General features: G+C 32.1%; 14 protein-coding genes. 9 read left to right on the forward strand and 5 right to left on the reverse strand.

What is annotated here, in order from left to right:
• Positions 1 to 31: 31 nt before the first annotated feature.
• Positions 32 to 217, forward strand: a complete 186-nt coding sequence (locus tag Q0870_RS10240; protein WP_298555328.1) for a hypothetical protein — start codon at positions 32 to 34, stop codon at positions 215 to 217.
• A 6-nt stretch (positions 218 to 223) separates the two neighbouring features.
• Positions 224 to 649 (forward strand): VOC family protein, encoded by a 426-nt coding sequence (locus tag Q0870_RS10245; RefSeq protein WP_298555329.1) that lies wholly within the window; start codon positions 224 to 226, stop codon positions 647 to 649.
• A gap of 2 nt (positions 650 to 651) precedes the next feature.
• Here Q0870_RS10245 and Q0870_RS10250 read toward each other — a convergent pair whose 3' ends face one another.
• The 4 genes from Q0870_RS10250 to Q0870_RS10265 all read right to left on the reverse strand — a co-directional run bounded on the left by Q0870_RS10250 (position 652) and on the right by Q0870_RS10265 (position 6,441).
• Positions 652 to 1,371, reverse strand: a complete 720-nt coding sequence (locus Q0870_RS10250; protein ID WP_298555330.1) for a TIGR02206 family membrane protein — start codon at positions 1,369 to 1,371, stop codon at positions 652 to 654.
• 147 nt (positions 1,372 to 1,518) lie between these two features.
• Positions 1,519 to 2,397 carry a bifunctional methylenetetrahydrofolate dehydrogenase/methenyltetrahydrofolate cyclohydrolase FolD gene (folD, locus tag Q0870_RS10255; RefSeq protein ID WP_298555331.1) on the reverse strand — a complete coding sequence of 293 codons (879 nt, stop codon included), beginning with the start codon at positions 2,395 to 2,397 and terminating at the stop codon, positions 1,519 to 1,521.
• A 105-nt stretch (positions 2,398 to 2,502) separates the two neighbouring features.
• Positions 2,503 to 3,831: a signal recognition particle protein gene (gene ffh, locus Q0870_RS10260; RefSeq protein WP_298555333.1), complete on the reverse strand. Its 1,329-nt coding sequence runs from the start codon at positions 3,829 to 3,831 to the stop codon at positions 2,503 to 2,505.
• A gap of 864 nt (positions 3,832 to 4,695) precedes the next feature.
• On the reverse strand, positions 4,696 to 6,441 hold the full coding sequence (locus tag Q0870_RS10265) for a hypothetical protein (protein WP_298555334.1): 1,746 nt from the start codon (positions 6,439 to 6,441) through the stop codon (positions 4,696 to 4,698).
• A 159-nt stretch (positions 6,442 to 6,600) separates the two neighbouring features.
• Between Q0870_RS10265 and Q0870_RS10270 the strand changes: the two genes are divergently transcribed.
• The 7 genes from Q0870_RS10270 (at position 6,601) to Q0870_RS10300 (ending at position 14,553) form a co-directional block, all read left to right on the forward strand.
• A complete protein-coding gene (locus Q0870_RS10270; protein ID WP_298555335.1) occupies positions 6,601 to 7,116 on the forward strand; it encodes a sigma-70 family RNA polymerase sigma factor in 516 nt (171 codons plus the stop codon).
• A 140-nt stretch (positions 7,117 to 7,256) separates the two neighbouring features.
• On the forward strand, positions 7,257 to 8,153 hold the full coding sequence (locus Q0870_RS10275; RefSeq protein WP_298555338.1) for a FecR family protein: 897 nt from the start codon (positions 7,257 to 7,259) through the stop codon (positions 8,151 to 8,153).
• The gene (locus Q0870_RS10280; RefSeq protein WP_298555340.1) at positions 8,146 to 10,500 is read left to right on the forward strand and encodes a TonB-dependent receptor; all 2,355 of its coding nucleotides are present in this window, start codon (positions 8,146 to 8,148) and stop codon (positions 10,498 to 10,500) included. Before Q0870_RS10275 ends, Q0870_RS10280 begins: the two co-directional genes overlap by 8 nt.
• Before the next feature lie 97 nt (positions 10,501 to 10,597).
• Positions 10,598 to 12,241, forward strand: coding sequence for a DUF1800 family protein (locus Q0870_RS10285; protein WP_298555342.1), 1,644 nt, complete (start codon positions 10,598 to 10,600; stop codon positions 12,239 to 12,241).
• Between the two features lie 4 nt (positions 12,242 to 12,245).
• Positions 12,246 to 13,883, forward strand: a complete 1,638-nt coding sequence (locus Q0870_RS10290; protein WP_298555344.1) for a DUF1501 domain-containing protein — start codon at positions 12,246 to 12,248, stop codon at positions 13,881 to 13,883.
• Positions 13,884 to 13,895: 12 nt separating this feature from the next.
• Positions 13,896 to 14,270, forward strand: coding sequence for a hypothetical protein (locus Q0870_RS10295; RefSeq protein ID WP_298555347.1), 375 nt, complete (start codon positions 13,896 to 13,898; stop codon positions 14,268 to 14,270).
• Between the two features lie 97 nt (positions 14,271 to 14,367).
• Complete coding sequence (locus Q0870_RS10300) at positions 14,368 to 14,553, forward strand: hypothetical protein (RefSeq protein ID WP_298555349.1); 186 nt, start codon at positions 14,368 to 14,370, stop codon at positions 14,551 to 14,553.
• Positions 14,554 to 14,567: 14 nt separating this feature from the next.
• Here Q0870_RS10300 and argS read toward each other — a convergent pair whose 3' ends face one another.
• Positions 14,568 to 16,352: an arginine--tRNA ligase gene (argS, locus tag Q0870_RS10305; RefSeq protein WP_298555351.1), complete on the reverse strand. Its 1,785-nt coding sequence runs from the start codon at positions 16,350 to 16,352 to the stop codon at positions 14,568 to 14,570.
• Positions 16,353 to 16,585 lie beyond the last annotated feature (233 nt).

Here is a 16,585-nt window from a genome sequence, read left to right on the forward strand (position 1 = left end):
TATTCTTATTTTTGAAAAAATCAATTTTATTATGATAAGAACATTAGCGCTAATTTTAACACTAGTTGGTATGGCTGGATTAATCATGGGAGTTTTAGGAATTTTTGGAACACCAATTATTGCCACATTAAGCCCATGGGCATTAGCTATTTTAGGTATTATTTTCTTTATAGCAGGTGTTTCTATGCTAAAATATGGTAAGAGCAAATCTGCTTAACTAATTATGCAAACTGTATTACCTTTTCATTTAGCTATTCCTGTTCATAACCTAGAAGCTTGCCGAACATTTTACAGAGACACTTTAGGTTGTGAAGAAGGAAGAAGTAGTGACCATTGGGTAGATTTTAATTTCTTCGGACATCAACTGGTTATTCACTATAAACCAAAAGAAAAGTCAACAGATTTACAAACGAATCCTGTTGATGGAAAATCTGTTCCAGTTCCTCATTTTGGCGTTGTTTTATCTTGGGCCGTTTTTCACGCTTTCGCGGAAGATTTAAAACACAAACAGATTGAATTTATAATTGAACCTTATATAAGATTTGAGGGTTTAGTTGGAGAACAAGCTACTATGTTTTTTTATGACCCTTCGGGAAATGCTTTAGAATTTAAAGCGTTTAGAGACATGACTCAGCTTTTTGCTAAATGATATCAATTTTTATTTTCAGCTAAATAGAAAGGCAAATAAATCAGTAAAAACAACGGAATAACTATTATTTGAACTACAATAATATACCAAGGCCATTCTCCAAAATAATCTAATATTGAAGCGGACTGAGGTTTTTCATTTATATAAAAATAATTTGCTTTCAGCATCATATTTATAATCACCATCAAAATAATATAAACTTGAAGTGCTAAAAAAGACTTAAATACACTCTTCAATTTTGGTCTCATATTAAACACAAAAGTGGCGTAAAAAATGATTATTAAAAGCCCTAAATGCACCACCCAATATCTAAAATAATCAAAACTTGGAAAACCTAACTCTATATCTGGAGTTATTACGGCTTGTAGCGTTCCGCCAATAATACAAAAAACCAAAATTTCATACATCCAAAACTTTCTGTAATACGTGAAAATTGGTATTACTAAACCTAATAGACTACAGAGATACAAAGGCAAATCTGTTGATAGATTATAATTACCTAAGCTCATTTTATGAGCGTGAAATACAATAACTATTAAGCTAACAAAGCATGCAAAAACATGTAGCGCATTTTTTTGTTGTATTGTACTTAACTTTCGTTTTGTAAAGTTTATAAAAATAACGCTAAATAATATTGCAAATACAATTGGAAAGATATGTTGTAGGCTACCAATAGTAACTCTACTAAATAAAAAAAATGCATCACAAATTAAAAAACTCATGATGCAATTTAAATAAAGAATTTTACTAATTTAAACTATGATGAAGATTCTTTATTTAGATTCCCGCCTTAGCGGGAATGACAATTCAAATGAAACTTTGGGACTAATAGTCCCAAAGAGTTCTTTTTCAATTAATTATAATAAATTCTATTTATTGTGTCTTTCTCTAGCAAGCAAGGTGTTTTTAAGTAGCATAGCAATAGTCATTGGCCCAACACCTCCAGGAACTGGGGTTATGTAACTTGCTTTTTGACTCACACTTTCAAAATGAACATCTCCAGCTAATCTGTAGCCATTCTTTTTTGTTGCATCTGGAACACGTGTAATTCCAACATCGATAATAACAACATCTTCCTTAACCATATCTCCTGTTAAGAATTCGGAAATCCCGATAGCAGCAACAATAATATCTGCTTCTCTAGTAATATCTTCTAAGTTTTTTGAACGACTATGAACAACCGTTACTGTAGCATCGCCAGCTTTACGCTTTTGACTCATAAGAATACTCATAGGACGACCAACAATGTGACTTCTTCCTAAAACTACCACGTTTTTACCAGAAGTTTCAATTTGATACCGTTCTAATAGCTCCATGATACCATAAGGTGTTGCTGGTAAAAATGTTGGTAAATCTAAAGCCATTCTTCCAACATTTACAGGATGAAAGCCATCTACATCTTTGTCTGGATCTATAGCCATTAGTACCTTTTGCTCATCGATTTGATCTGGTAATGGTAACTGTACTATGAATCCATCAATATTGTCATTGGTATTTAAATCGTAGATCTTTTCTAGTAACTCGTCTTCTGAAGTATAATCTGGTAATTCAATAAGTGTTGAATTAAAACCAATACGCTCGCAAGCTTTTACTTTAGCGTTTACATACGTCATACTTGCTCCGTCTGAACCTACTAAAATAGCTGCAAGATGTGGTACTTTTTCTCCTTTAGAGATCATTGACTTTACATGGCCTGCAATTTCTTCTTTAATATCGTTACTTACTTTTTTACCATCCAATATGGTCATATCTATATATTTTTGAAATTATAAAGATGCTTCGACTGCGCTCAGCATGACATTCTAACTAACTAACTAACTAACTAACTAACTAACTAACTAACTAACTAACAATCACTTCATATTTTTCATCATTTGCATCATCTTTTTACCGCCACCACCTTGCATCATCTTCATCATTTTACTCATTTGGTTAAATTGCTTTAAAAGTTGATTAACTTCTTGAACCGAAGTACCAGAACCCTTTGCAACTCGTTTTTTCCTACTGGCATTAAGCACTGATGGATTTGTTCTTTCTTTGGGCGTCATGGAATGAATAATGGCTTCGATACCTTTAAAAGCATCATCGTCAATATCAACATCTTTCATCATTTTACCAGCACCAGGAATCATACCCATAAGGTCTTTCATGTTACCCATTTTCTTGATTTGCTGAATCTGTTTTAAGAAATCGTCAAACCCAAATTGGTTTTTGGCTATTTTCTTTTGAAGCTTTCTTGCTTCTTCTTCGTCAAACTGCTCTTGTGCGCGTTCAACTAAAGAGACAACATCTCCCATCCCTAAGATACGATCTGCCATACGTGATGGATAGAAGACATCTATTGCTTCCATCTTTTCTCCTGTACCAATAAATTTGATTGGTTTGTTTACTACAGATTTAATTGAAATGGCTGCACCACCACGTGTATCACCATCTAATTTAGTAAGTATAACACCATCAAAATTCAAGACATCGTTAAACGCCTTTGCTGTATTTACAGCATCTTGCCCCGTCATAGAATCTACAACAAACAAGGTTTCTTGTGGTTGGATTGCTTTGTGGATGTTTGATATCTCGGTCATCATCGCCTCATCAACAGCTAAACGCCCTGCGGTATCTATAATCACCACATTATGTCCGTTTGCTTTTGCATGAGCTAATGCTGCTTGAGAAATAGCTACTGGATCGTTATTTCCTTTATCACTAAAAACCTCAACACCAATTTGTTCGCCAACTACATGCAATTGATCTATTGCAGCAGGACGATAAACATCACATGCTACTAATAATGGTTTTTTAGTTTTTTTGTTTTTTAAATAATTGGCTAGCTTACCAGAAAAAGTTGTTTTACCAGAACCTTGTAAACCAGACATTAAAATAATAGTTGGTGTTCCTGATAGGTTTAAACCCTCAGCATCTCCACCCATTAATTCAGTTAACTCGTCTTTTACGATTTTAACCATTAACTGCCCTGGTTGTAACGTAGTTAATACGTTTTGACCAAGCGCTTTTTCTTTAACTCTATTGGTAAACTCTTTGGCTATTTTAAAGTTAACATCGGCATCTAGTAATGCGCGCCTAACTTCTTTTAGAGTTTCGGCTACGTTTACTTCTGTTATGCTACCGTGCCCTTTAAGAACGTGGAGTGCTTTATCTAGTTTATCGCTTAAATTATTAAACATCCTTTTATGTTTTCTGAAAGCAGTTTGCCGCAATGCTTACTGCTGTTTGTGATTGCTTTTGAAGATGCAAAAATAACTAAATATTTTGTTTTTTAGGGGGTTGAATTGGGGTTTTACTAAAAACATATTTTGCTATATAAATGGATTGATTTTAAATATTACAATCTAAAACACAGCTTGACTTTGTAAAAAATTTCGACTATCTTCGTTTACCGTTGGAGTGAATTCCTGCGTCATTCACTCCAACGTCCCGCGAATAAGATTTGGAGCGACTGCCAAAAGGCACTCACACCAACAACGAATAAAATTCATTGAAACAAATCTTATTCGCGGGACGGTAAACGAACCTCATCAAAAGCAAAACCACGCTCAATTAAAAACTAAGCTATTAAACTTGCCAGGGTATTCTATGATTAAAAAAAATAAAATTTTATTTTTTTTAAGTGGCAAACTTCATAGTGTTAACATATGGTGTTTGTGTTTTAAAAACAGCAAAGATTCGCGCAATTAATTTATTTCTAATAATGTTGATTGTACTCATTTTACTTTTACCTGTAGATATTCTTCTTTCATAATATACTCTCATTTCTGGGTTGGGAATAGTAGTGAAAATCCTTTTTAAAAATTGAAGAACTATGAATTAAGTTGAGAGATTGCATTATACAGGTTGCCACTTCGCTCGTTCCTAGCTATGATGCTTTTAAAAAGATTGTAACATATAGCCCGACCCTTTGTGGTAACGCCCAAATAACAAATATAAAAAAAGGCTGCCATTTGGGGAATGACAGCCTTTGAAAAGGAAACTTTGTTAATTAACCTAACCAACCGAAAATTATAGTTTCTCTTTTAACCAAACTTATATTTTTAGTTTTTTTCTAGCACAAGGATACGCTCTATTTCTCCGCTTGAATTATAGTCTTTTAACTCAATTCTATTTGGTGTGATGTCTTTGATTTTCCAACGGTGCTTTAACTCGCTAAATGGTTCGTTTAGAGTTCTGAAATTTAAACCTAAGTATAGACCCTCGTGTCTGTATGCTAACCATGAACCTATGTAGTTATTTCCGTCACCTTCGGCAAATAATTTACCGTTTTCATTAAATCCAATAACGTAATTGTTATAGTTTTCGGTTTCATTTTCACCTTGATCTACATAAGAAGCTACTACCCATTCGCCGTTTGATAGTACATCGCTAATGTAGTTTATATCTTCGTCTGGACAATGTCTTCTTAAAACCATTTTGCTATCAGTATTGGTTAACTTGATTAACCCTGGCTCTAAGAAATTGATTACCCATATTAGTTTTAAATCTGGTCTGCCATCTAAATCTATTTTTAAGGTAATTTTATCTTCTCTTAAACCTATATCATAAGTACCTTGAACTAACTCGCCATCAACTCTAAGTTTTACTATATTATCATCATAGAATTTTAAAGGTGTTCCTATATAATCATTTCTTTTACTTAGACCTTTAATTCTTAAACTATCTACTCTCCATAAACATTCTTTCAAATAATTTTTTACTCTTTCTTTGGTAATTATGTTTATAACTACATCACAGTTTCTTTTCATGATGATTCTGTTACCATCTCTTTCGTATAGTTTGATTTTTCCTTCATCAATATCGTACACAATCCATTCTAGTGTAAAATCTTCCAAGGTTTCAAATTCTAATTTTAAAAGTGCACCTCTGTCTGTTACTCGTGTTTTCCATGTACCTGTTAATACATCTCCACCTCTTGCACGCATTACTACGGTATCATTTTCTTTAAAATTTAAAGCATATTCTTTATACTTATCTGTTAAGTTACTAGCGTTTCTTTCAAACTCATATACTACCCATGGGCATTTTTTTAAATACTTGTCTAAACGTTCTTTAGTGAAATCGTCATCACCATAATCGTTGTCGTCATCTTCATCACAAGCATTTCTTGCTTCTTTTATAGTTCTTGCTAATTCTTCATTGTTATTTACATCAACAGTAGTACCATCGGCATACTCAAGTGTTATTGGAAAATTAAGGCTTGCAATAACTTCTGCTTTCTTTACACGTTTTAAGAAACGGTGTAACTGCCTGTCATTCTCAATAGTTATAACATCAATAATTTGGAAATCTGTATTGAATACTGAAAAAGAAATAGGATAATGAAAATCGATACATTCAATATCATCATCTTCTTCATTATCGCCTTTACAATCTTTTATAAGCGCTTCTAAAGCATCACGGTTTTCAATTACAATTTCTTCATGATCAGACAAGATAATTGTAATTGGAAATATAATATCAAGCCTATCTTCATCGTCTTCAAACTCATTAAAAATAGCTTCGATAACTTTAAAATCTTCTTCTGAATCAATTATAATTTGAAGTCCATTAACCTCAACAGTAACAGGTAATTTTATAGACGTACAGCTGGCATTATCGATAATATTATCAGCAGATCCGTCCATGATAGATGCGGAGAACATTAAGCTTGTTAGCTCAGATTCGGCAGTAAGGGCTTCACTTTCTTCTGGTTGAGTAATTTCAGTTACTTCATCTTGACAAGAAGAAAACAATAAAAGGGCAAAAAAAGGAATTAGTAATAATGTTTTCATATTAGTTTTCATAGTATGTGATTTTGGGTTAAACATTGTAAATTTTTATTATCTTTTATTATAAAACAGGATAACTTTAAAAATCCCTACCCTACTTTTAAAAAAAATTCAAAAAATAAAAATTCTAAATTCCAAAAAACCTTACATTAGTGCCACCAACTACCAATTATAATGGAGAAACAACTACATAAAAATATTTGTGAAGAACACTTATTCTCTTCCATCTTTAATAAACACGCTAAAGATTTACATAACTTTTTATACTATAAGTTTGGAGATTTACTGAACCCAAAAGATAAAGTACAGGAAGCTTTTATTAAGTTATGGCAGAACTGCACAAAAGTTTCACCAGAGAAAGCAAAGAGTTTTGTGTTTACTACTGCCAACAATTTAATGCTAAATGAAGTGGCACACCAAAAAGTAGTTTTAAAGCATCAGCAAACCAAACCGAAAACCTCTACCAACGAGAATCCTGAGTTTTTAATGCAGGAAGCTGAGTATAACGATAAATTACAAAAAGCACTTTCTAATTTAACGGATGCGCAGCGTGAAGCTTTTATGATGAATCGTGTTGAAGGGAAACGTTTTAAGGAAATTGCTGAAACTTTGGGAATTTCAACTAAAGCGGTTGAAAAACGTATTTATGGTGCTTTAACGAAGTTGCGGAAGGATATTAAGGAGTTATAGTTGTTAGTTGTTAGTTGTTAGTTGTTAGTTGTTAGTTGTTAAAAACTAGTTTTTTGGAATTTGGAATTTATTTTTTATTTTTTTTAGTTCGAGGGTAGGAAAAAATAAAAGTTAACTGTTATATAATTGAATAAGACATCATGAACAGAGAAGAACTCATATCGAAATGGTTAGATAACGACCTAAATAATCAAGAACTTGAAGCCTTTAAAAAGCTTGAAGATTATGATGATTTAGTAAAGTTAAATACCAACTTGCAAGGGTTTAAAGCTGATGAATACAACACGTCTAAGGAACTAGAAAACGTATTATCTGTTATTAAAACTAAAAAGCAAACACCAACACATTGGTTAAAACCACTGATGCGTGTGGCAGCTATACTTGCTGTGTGTTTTAGCTTATACTATTACACAACTACTCTGGATACTACCATTTCTACTGAATTTGCACAAAAAACCACTATAGAATTACCAGATGCGTCTCGTGTATCCCTCAACGCAAAATCGCATTTAGCATTTAATAAAAAAGATTGGAAACATGAACGCGAAGTAGAACTTCATGGAGAAGCCTTTTTTAAAGTTGCTAAAGGATCATCATTTAAGGTAAAAACAACATCAGGAACCGTTACGGTTTATGGTACTCAATTTAATGTAAAACAACGGGACAATTATTTTGAGGTTATTTGCTACGAAGGACTAGTTGGGGTAACTTACAACGCTCAAGAAACAAAATTAAAACCTGGAAACAGCTTTTTAATAATCGATGGGAAAGTAATTGCTAAAGAAAAAGAAAACCGCACCATGCCTTCGTGGTTAAATAACGCTAGTACGTTTAAAAGTTTACCTTACAAAACCGTTATTGCTGAATTTGAAAGACAATACCATGTTGATGTGACTTTATTAGGTATTGATTCTGAACAATTATTCACAGGTAGCTTTGCCCACGATAATATAGAAGTGGCTTTAAAATCAATTACCTTACCTTTACATGCAACGTACAGCAAATCAAATAATACGATTACATTAAAAGGTGAATAGAAGCTTTATTCTTTCTATTATTTTATCTGTATTTTTTTTGAATGTTGCGGCTTTAAAAGCACAAACCATTCAAAAAGAAAAGCAACACCTTATTGTTGTTTTAAAAGCACTTTCTGAAACTTACGATGTTAGCTTTTCTTATGTTGATGATGTTATAAAAGATAAGAAAGCTTTCCTGCCAGAAAAACAGGCAACTTTAGATGAAGTATTAGAATTTCTTCGATTAGAAACACAATTAGATTTTGAATTATTAGATAGTCGATTTATAGTTATTAAAGCTATAAAAAAGAAACGGAATGATTTTATAATTCAAAACCTTAAAGAGGTTGTTGTAAACAACTATTTAACCACAGGTATTACAAAACTAAATGACGGCTCTCTAACCATAAAACCTAAAACCTTTGGTATTCTACCTGGGTTAATTGAACTAGACGTTTTACAAACCTTACAAGCTATTCCTGGTGTTCAAAGCACAGACGAAACAGTATCAAACATTAACGTTCGTGGAGGTACGCACGACCAAAACCTGTTGCTTTGGGATGGGATAAAAATGTATCAATCTGGTCATTTTTTTGGATTAATTTCTGCATTTAACCCTTATACTACAAAACGCGTTAATATATTCAAAAATGGTTCTAGTGCCAAATATGGTGATGGAATTTCTAGTGTTATTGATATGCGTTTACCTGATAATATTGATAACGAATTTGATGCTGGCTTAGGGTTCAATTTAATTAATGCTGATGGTTACATCAAGTTACCTTTATCTCAAAAAACAGAGTTACAGTTATCAACACGTCGTTCTATAACGGATTTGATAAATACTTCAACTTACGACCAATATTTTAAACGTATTTTTCAAGATTCAGATTTTTCAAAAGGTAAGGAAAACAGAAATTCTATATCGCAAAATGAATCTTTTCATTTTTATGATATCGCTGCCAAATTTCTTTATGATATTTCTAAAAAGAACAAAGTAAGATTTCATTTTTTAAATGTGAACAACAACTTAAATTATGATGAGCAGTCCACTATTAATGATAGAGATGAAGCTTTAAACAGCAAATTATCGCAAGAAAACTTAGCCTTTGGAGTTACATACACTAGAGATTGGACTGGAAAACTTTCAACCACAACTCAAGCTTATATTTCTAATTATAATTTGGATGCCACCAATTTTGATGTGATTAACAACCAACGTTTAATCCAAAAAAATGAGGTGTATGATATCTCTGCTAAACTAGATCTTAATTACAAATTCAATAACCTATTTAAAATTAATAGTGGTTATCAGTTTTCAGAAGTAGGTATCAGCAATTTAGAAGACGTTAACAACCCGGTTTTTAGAAGCTTCATTAGAAATGTTTTAAGAAGTCATGCTGTATATGTAGAAATAGGATTTCTATCTAATGATGCTAAAACCAAATTAACTTTAGGTGGTCGATTAAATTATATCGAAAAATTTGATTTAATTTTCGCAGAACCTAGATTGAGTTTTTCCCAACGGTTTTTAAACAACTTCAGGTTTGAAGTGTTAGGAGAATTTAAAAGTCAAACTACAACGCAAGTTATAGATTTACAAAATGATTTTTTAGGTATTGAAAAACGCCGTTGGGTACTTTCAAACAACAATAAAGAGATTATTAAAAATGATAATCAAACTATATACCCTATTCCCGTTTCAAAAAGCAAGCAATTTTCAACAGGTATTCATTTCAACAAAAATAAATTACTAATTAGTGCAGAAACTTATATAAAAAAAGTTGACGGTATTACGACTAGAAGCCAAGGGTTTCAAAACCAATTTCAGTTTACAAATAGTAATGGCAGTTACGAAATTAAAGGTGTTGATTTACTTTTAAATAAACAATTTAGCGACATTGTTAGTAGTTGGATTTCATATTCATACAGCAGTAATAATTATACTTTTGATGATTTAAATGAAGGTAAAAAATTCCCTAACAATGCAGACGTAACTCATGCTTTAACTTTTGCTGGAACTTATACAAATAACAATTTTAAGTTTGCTGCTGGATTAAATTGGCATTCTGGAATCCCTAATACTAAGCCTTCTATTGATGATGATTCAGATGATGATGTTATCACTTATGCATCACCAAATAGTAGTAGGTTAGATGATTATTTAAGAGTAGATTGTTCTGCTACTTATTCTTTTAATATTTCTGATTCAACTAAAGCCACTATTGGAGCTTCTATTTGGAACCTTCTAAATAAAAAAAACATCATCAATACTTACTACTCATTAGATGAAAATAATGAGGTAATATCTGTTGAAAATAGATCTTTAGGAATCACCCCAAATATAAGCTTAAGAGTTCGTTTTTAAAAAAATACGGGATTAACAAACTGTATTTCAACGAATAAACACATGAACCACATACAACTAATCAAAATTTTAATTACTTTTTCATAAAAATTAATTAATGGCATCACTTAGTCCCCTTAGCGTTTCTTTAGATTTAAGAAAGGCTAAACATTTATTGAGGCGAGCAACTTTTAATTATTCAAAAGAACAATTAGAAATTTTTGTTGGCATGTCTGCCGAAAATGCTATAAATAGCTTAACAACAGGTTCAGCTAATGCATTATCAGAACCTTATGACCCGCTTCCAACATCCAGTCCTGATGGATTTTGGACATCTTCAACTGAACTTCCAAATTCTTTTGACGGGCAAACTAGAAAACGCGCTATGATAACGGCTTGGTGGTGGTATAATGCTATGAATCAGGTGAGTTTAAAACACAAACTATCGTTTTTTCTTCATACAAGTTTTACTGTTGGCAAAGACTCTGGCGTAGGTTCAGCTACCTATTTTTATGATCATATTAGACTTTTAGATCACTATGCCTTAGGAAATATAAAAACACTTGCTAAAAAAATAACTCTAGATAATGGTATGCTAGATTATTTAGATAATACACAAAATAACAATACTAATCCTAATGAAAATTATGCTAGAGAATATTTAGAGCTTTTTACAATTTTAAAAGGCAAACAAATTGGAGATGGTAATTATACCAATTATACAGAGTACGATATTCAACAAGCTGCTAAAGTGTTTTCTGGATTTAAGAAACGTGCAGATAGAAGCGATATTGACCCAGATACAGGCATTCCTTCTGGTTATAACAATTATTTCAGGCATGATAAAACCGACAAAACTTTTAGTTCTGCTTTTGGTAATCAAATTATAACTGCGGCTACAGATGCCTCAGATATGACTCGAGAACTTCACGACTTTGTAGATATGGTATTTGCTCAAGAAGAAACTGCAAAAGCTTATGCGAGAAAACTCTATAGATATTTTGTAAAAAGTGAATGGGATGATACTATTGAAACAGATATTATAACACCATTATCTCAAATCTTAATTGATAATGATTTTGAAATTCTACCAGCTGTAACCACGTTACTCGCTAGTGAGCATTTTTATGATGCCGATGATAGTGATGTTACTGATAACACCATTGGGGCGATTATAAAAAGCCCTTTACAACAGTTTTCAGAAGTGTGTTCTATGTTTAGCGTATCTTATCCAAATCCAACTACAGATGCTTTAATCTTTTATAATAATTTCTTTCTCAGATTTGTCCATAACACTTATTTTAAAGCTGCAGGTATGGAACTTTATAATCCAGATTCTGTGGCTGGGTACCCAGCCTACTACCAAGAACCTAGTTTTGATAGGATTTGGTTTTCATCCAATACACTAATTGGTAGATATAAGCTTATAGAAAGCTTTATTATTGGCAGAAATACAATAACACCTAATGCTAGAATATATGCAGAGTTAGACACAGTATTATTTGCAAAAACCAAACTAGAAAACCCTCAAGACCCAGTGCTTTTAATAATAGAAGTTTCAAATTTATTATATCCAGAAGCTATTGACACAGATAGGGTTAATTATTTCAAAACATTTTTAGTTGATGAAGGTTTTCCTGATTATTACTGGACAGGTTTATGGTCGCAATATATAAATGATAATGATGACACCTCTGTTAGAGTTAGATTAAATGCTCTTGTAACTGCTATGGTAAATGCAGCTGAATTCCAATTAATGTAAGGTTATGAAAAGAAGAAATTTTATAAAACTATCGGCATCTGCTTCAGTAATTGGATTAACACCAATTGAATTGCAAGCGGCTTTAAAATCCTTTATGCCTTATGTGGCGTGTCCTGATATTTCAAACAGAAAATTAGTCTTAATAAATTTAGCAGGAGCTAATGATGGTTTAAACACCATTATCCCTTTAAATCAATACGATACTTATAGTAATTTAAGACCCACTATAAAAGTTCCAGAATCTGGTGCTAATCAATATATAACTCTAGATAGTACTCTTCCTAGCAATCAGCAAATAGGCTTAAACCCTGCGCTTGTTGGTTTTAAATCCTTATATGATAAAGGTTGGCTTCGCATTATGCAATCCGTTGGGTATCCTTCTCAAAATAAAAGTCATTTTAAATCTACCGATTTATATTTAACCGGAAACGACGGAAATAGCCTTTTGAATGGTTCAGACACAGGTTGGATAGGTCGTTTTATGGAATTGTATTATGCCGATTTGGTAGTTGAAACTTATCCTTTAGCTGTTGAAATTGGCTCAAATAAAACGTCACTTGGTTTCCATGCTCAAGAAGCTCATGGATTATCTTTAAACATTACAGGACAAGACCCTGCAGGTTTTTATTCTATTTTGAATGGACTAGGTGGTGCACCTCCAACTAACATTCCAGATTCTGATTACGGCAAAGAATTAGAATTCATTAACAATACAGATTCACTTTCTAACACCTATGCAGAATCTATTTCCAATGCCTTTAATAATGGACAAAACGATGTAAGTTATCCTGATACCGATTTGGCAGATCAGCTAAAAACGGTTGCACGTTTAATTAGTGGTGACTTGGGCTCAAAAGTTTATATGGTTCGTATTTCTGGTTTCGACACCCATAACGCGCAAGTACAAGGTGTTGGTGATGTTTTAGGAAGACATCACGAACTCTTAACTGAACTTTCTGGTGCTTTAGATGCATTTATGACCGATATTGATAGTCAAAACATTGCGGATGATGTTGTTGGTATAACCTTTTCTGAATTTGGTAGAAAAGCCCGAGAGAATGGAAACTTTGGAACAGACCATGGAGAAATAGCACCCATGTTTGTTTTTGGAAAACCTGTAGCTGGAGGTGTTTCTGGTACAAACCCAGATTTAACGGAAGCATCAGACAGTAATAATTGGCAAATACAAACCGTACAACATGATTACAGACAAACTTTTGCCACTTTACTTCAGAATTTTTTAGGAGCAAATAACACTATAATTGATGCTACTTTTTTTAATCATACTTTAAATGATAGTTTTTCAAGTCTTAAATTAGATGATTTACTTAAGGCAGAATTTAAACTTGATAGTGAATGTTTTGGAGGTACACTATCAAATAATAATATTACTGAAGATGTTAAGAATTGGTTAGTATATCCAAATCCGTTTAGAGATACTTTAAATATTTCTGGAATTGATGATATAAGCACAATTGCTTATAGAATTTACAATAGTTCTGGTGCTTTAATGATTAACAACATAGGAGACATTGTTAACGGTAAACTAAGCCTAAACTTAACATACTTAACCAGTGGTGTTTATATTGTTGAAATTGTAGCTGGTGGAAGAAAAGAAATTCATAAGGTGATTAAAATTTAGACTAAAATTTATATGTTTTCATTCAAAAGAATATTGAATATAGCCTCTTGCTTTTTACTTCTCCTGTCATTAGTATCAGCTTCTGGATTTACTAGTACTTCAACTAATTATGAAAGCCCTAAAACTGAGTTAGTCAGTAAAAATACACCTATAGAAAGTACATCTTTTGTTAAATACTATTCCTTTGCAAAAACATATCAAACTTTAATATTTAACCCATTTATAGTTTTCAATTTTAAGTGTTTACTCAAAATCCACTCTTTTGATTTTTCCATAACCTTAAAATCTCAGAAAGAAACTACATTGCAAAGTTTAGAATATCCGTTTTTAGAGCAAAATCTTATTGCTCAAATTAACATGAGTAAATATCAAAAAATAACTTCATAAAGTAATTGTAATTCTTGTTTGCTTTCTATTAGCAAATCTCACTACATGTTTAATTTTTTAACATCAATTGAATTGATGTTACTCCTATTACATTATTATGAAGTCAATAAAAAAAACACTAAGACTTTTAGCTTTAGTATTTATTATAGGGTTAGCAACTGTATTGCCCGTACCTATTACATTTTACAGAAAAGATAATTTACCAAAATTTAAAATTGAGCAAATTGACAAAAAACGAGAAGATGAAAACAAAGCCGACTTAAAGGTGGTTACAAAAAAATAAATAGATTTAAAATACTACATACGCTCAGGAACATGAATCCCTAACAACCCAAAACTATTTTTAATAGTATTTGCCACCAAATAAGATAATTGAACTCTAAATGTTTTCTCAGAGTCATTATCCGCCCCTAAAATAGATACATTTTGATAAAAGGAGTTAAATTCTTTCACCAATTCATAAGTGTAATTAGCTATTAATGCAGGGCTATGGTTATCCGCCGCATTTTGAACCACTTCTGGGAATAGCTGTATTTGCTTGATAAGTTCTTTTTCTTTTGGATGTAAAGACGTTTTGATTGCGCTCAAAGTGACAACTCCATTTAGATTAGCTTTACGCAAAATAGATTGTATTCTAGCGTAAGTATATTGTATAAACGGCCCTGTATTTCCTTGAAAATCAATAGATTCTTTAGGATCAAACAAAATACGCTTTTTAGGATCAACCTTTAAAATGTAGTACTTTAACGCTCCTAAGCCAATCGTTTTATAGAGTTCCTTTTTTTCTTCTTTTGAATAACCATCAAGTTTACCAAGTTCTTCTGAAATCTCTTCGGCTGTAGATGCCATATCATCAATTAAATCATCAGCGTCAACTACAGTACCTTCTCTACTTTTCATTTTTCCGCTAGGTAAATCTACCATACCGTAACTTAAATGAAAAAGGTTTTTAGCCCATTCAAACCCTAGTTTCTTCAAGATTAAAAACAACACTTGAAAATGGTAATCTTGTTCATTTCCAACGGTATAAACCATACCGCCAACATCTGGAAAATCTTTAATACGCTGTATTGCAGTACCTATATCTTGGGTCATGTAAACCGCAGTTCCATCGGCACGTTGCACTATTTTTTTATCTAATCCGTCTTCGGTTAAATCACACCAAACGGAACCATCTTTTTCTTCAATAAAAACATCAGTTTTTAAACCTTCAGCAACAAATTCCTTTCCTAATAAATAAGTGTTACTTTCATAATATAAAGTATCAAAGTCTACTCCTAAATTCTTATAGGATTCAGCAAAACCTTCATAAACCCAACCATTCATCATTTCCCAAAGCGCAACAGTTTCTTCATCACCAGCTTCCCATTTTAAAAGCATATTTTGAGCCTCGATTAACAAAGGCGCATTCTTTTTTGCATCTTCTTCAGAACTTCCTTTGGAAATTAAATTTTGAGTCTCTTTTTTATATTCTTGGTCAAACTTTACATAATAATTGCCAACCAATTTATCACCTTTTAAACCAGTTGAAGCTGGAGTTTCACCATTACCAAAACGCTCCCAAGCCAACATACTTTTACAAATATGAATCCCTCTATCATTTATAATTTGAGTCTTATAAACCTTTTTTCCTGAGGCTTTTAAAATTTCAGCAACACTATACCCTAAAAGATTGTTTCTAACATGCCCCAAGTGCAACGGTTTGTTTGTGTTTGGTGAAGAATACTCAACCATTACAGCTTTGCCTTCCGCCTTAGGCGAAACAAAACCGTATTTTTCATCATCCTTTATTTCATTAAAAAGGTTAATGTAGTAATTGTCAGCTATTTCAACATTCAAAAAGCCTTTCACCACATTGAAAGCCTTAACCTGAGCAACATTTTCCACTAAATAATTACCAATAGTCTCTCCAATTTGCACAGGATTTCCTTTCACAAAACGTAACATTGGGAAAACAACAACAGTAATATCTCCTGCAAATTCTTTTCTTGTTGCTTGAAATTCAACAGTTTCTAAAGTAATGCCAAAATCCGATTTTACAGCTTGTTTTACGTAATTCGATAACGTTTCTTGAAGACTCATTTTACTCATTTTTAAGGCTACAAAGATAGAATTTTAAATCAAGTATAGAATTTTATTTAATCGCAAAAAAATATATTTAAAATAACATAAAACCTAAACTTCTTTTTGACTTTCACACTTAAATTGAAGTAACAAAAAACGATAATAAGAAAATAAAAATCACATCTATTCTAAAATATAGATTTATTCTAATCTTGGTATAAACCTATTTAACCATTTGTAGATATATGACT

Origin of the sequence: uncultured Algibacter sp. (assembly GCF_947487575.1) — a bacterium.
GTDB lineage: Bacteria > Bacteroidota > Bacteroidia > Flavobacteriales > Flavobacteriaceae > Algibacter_B.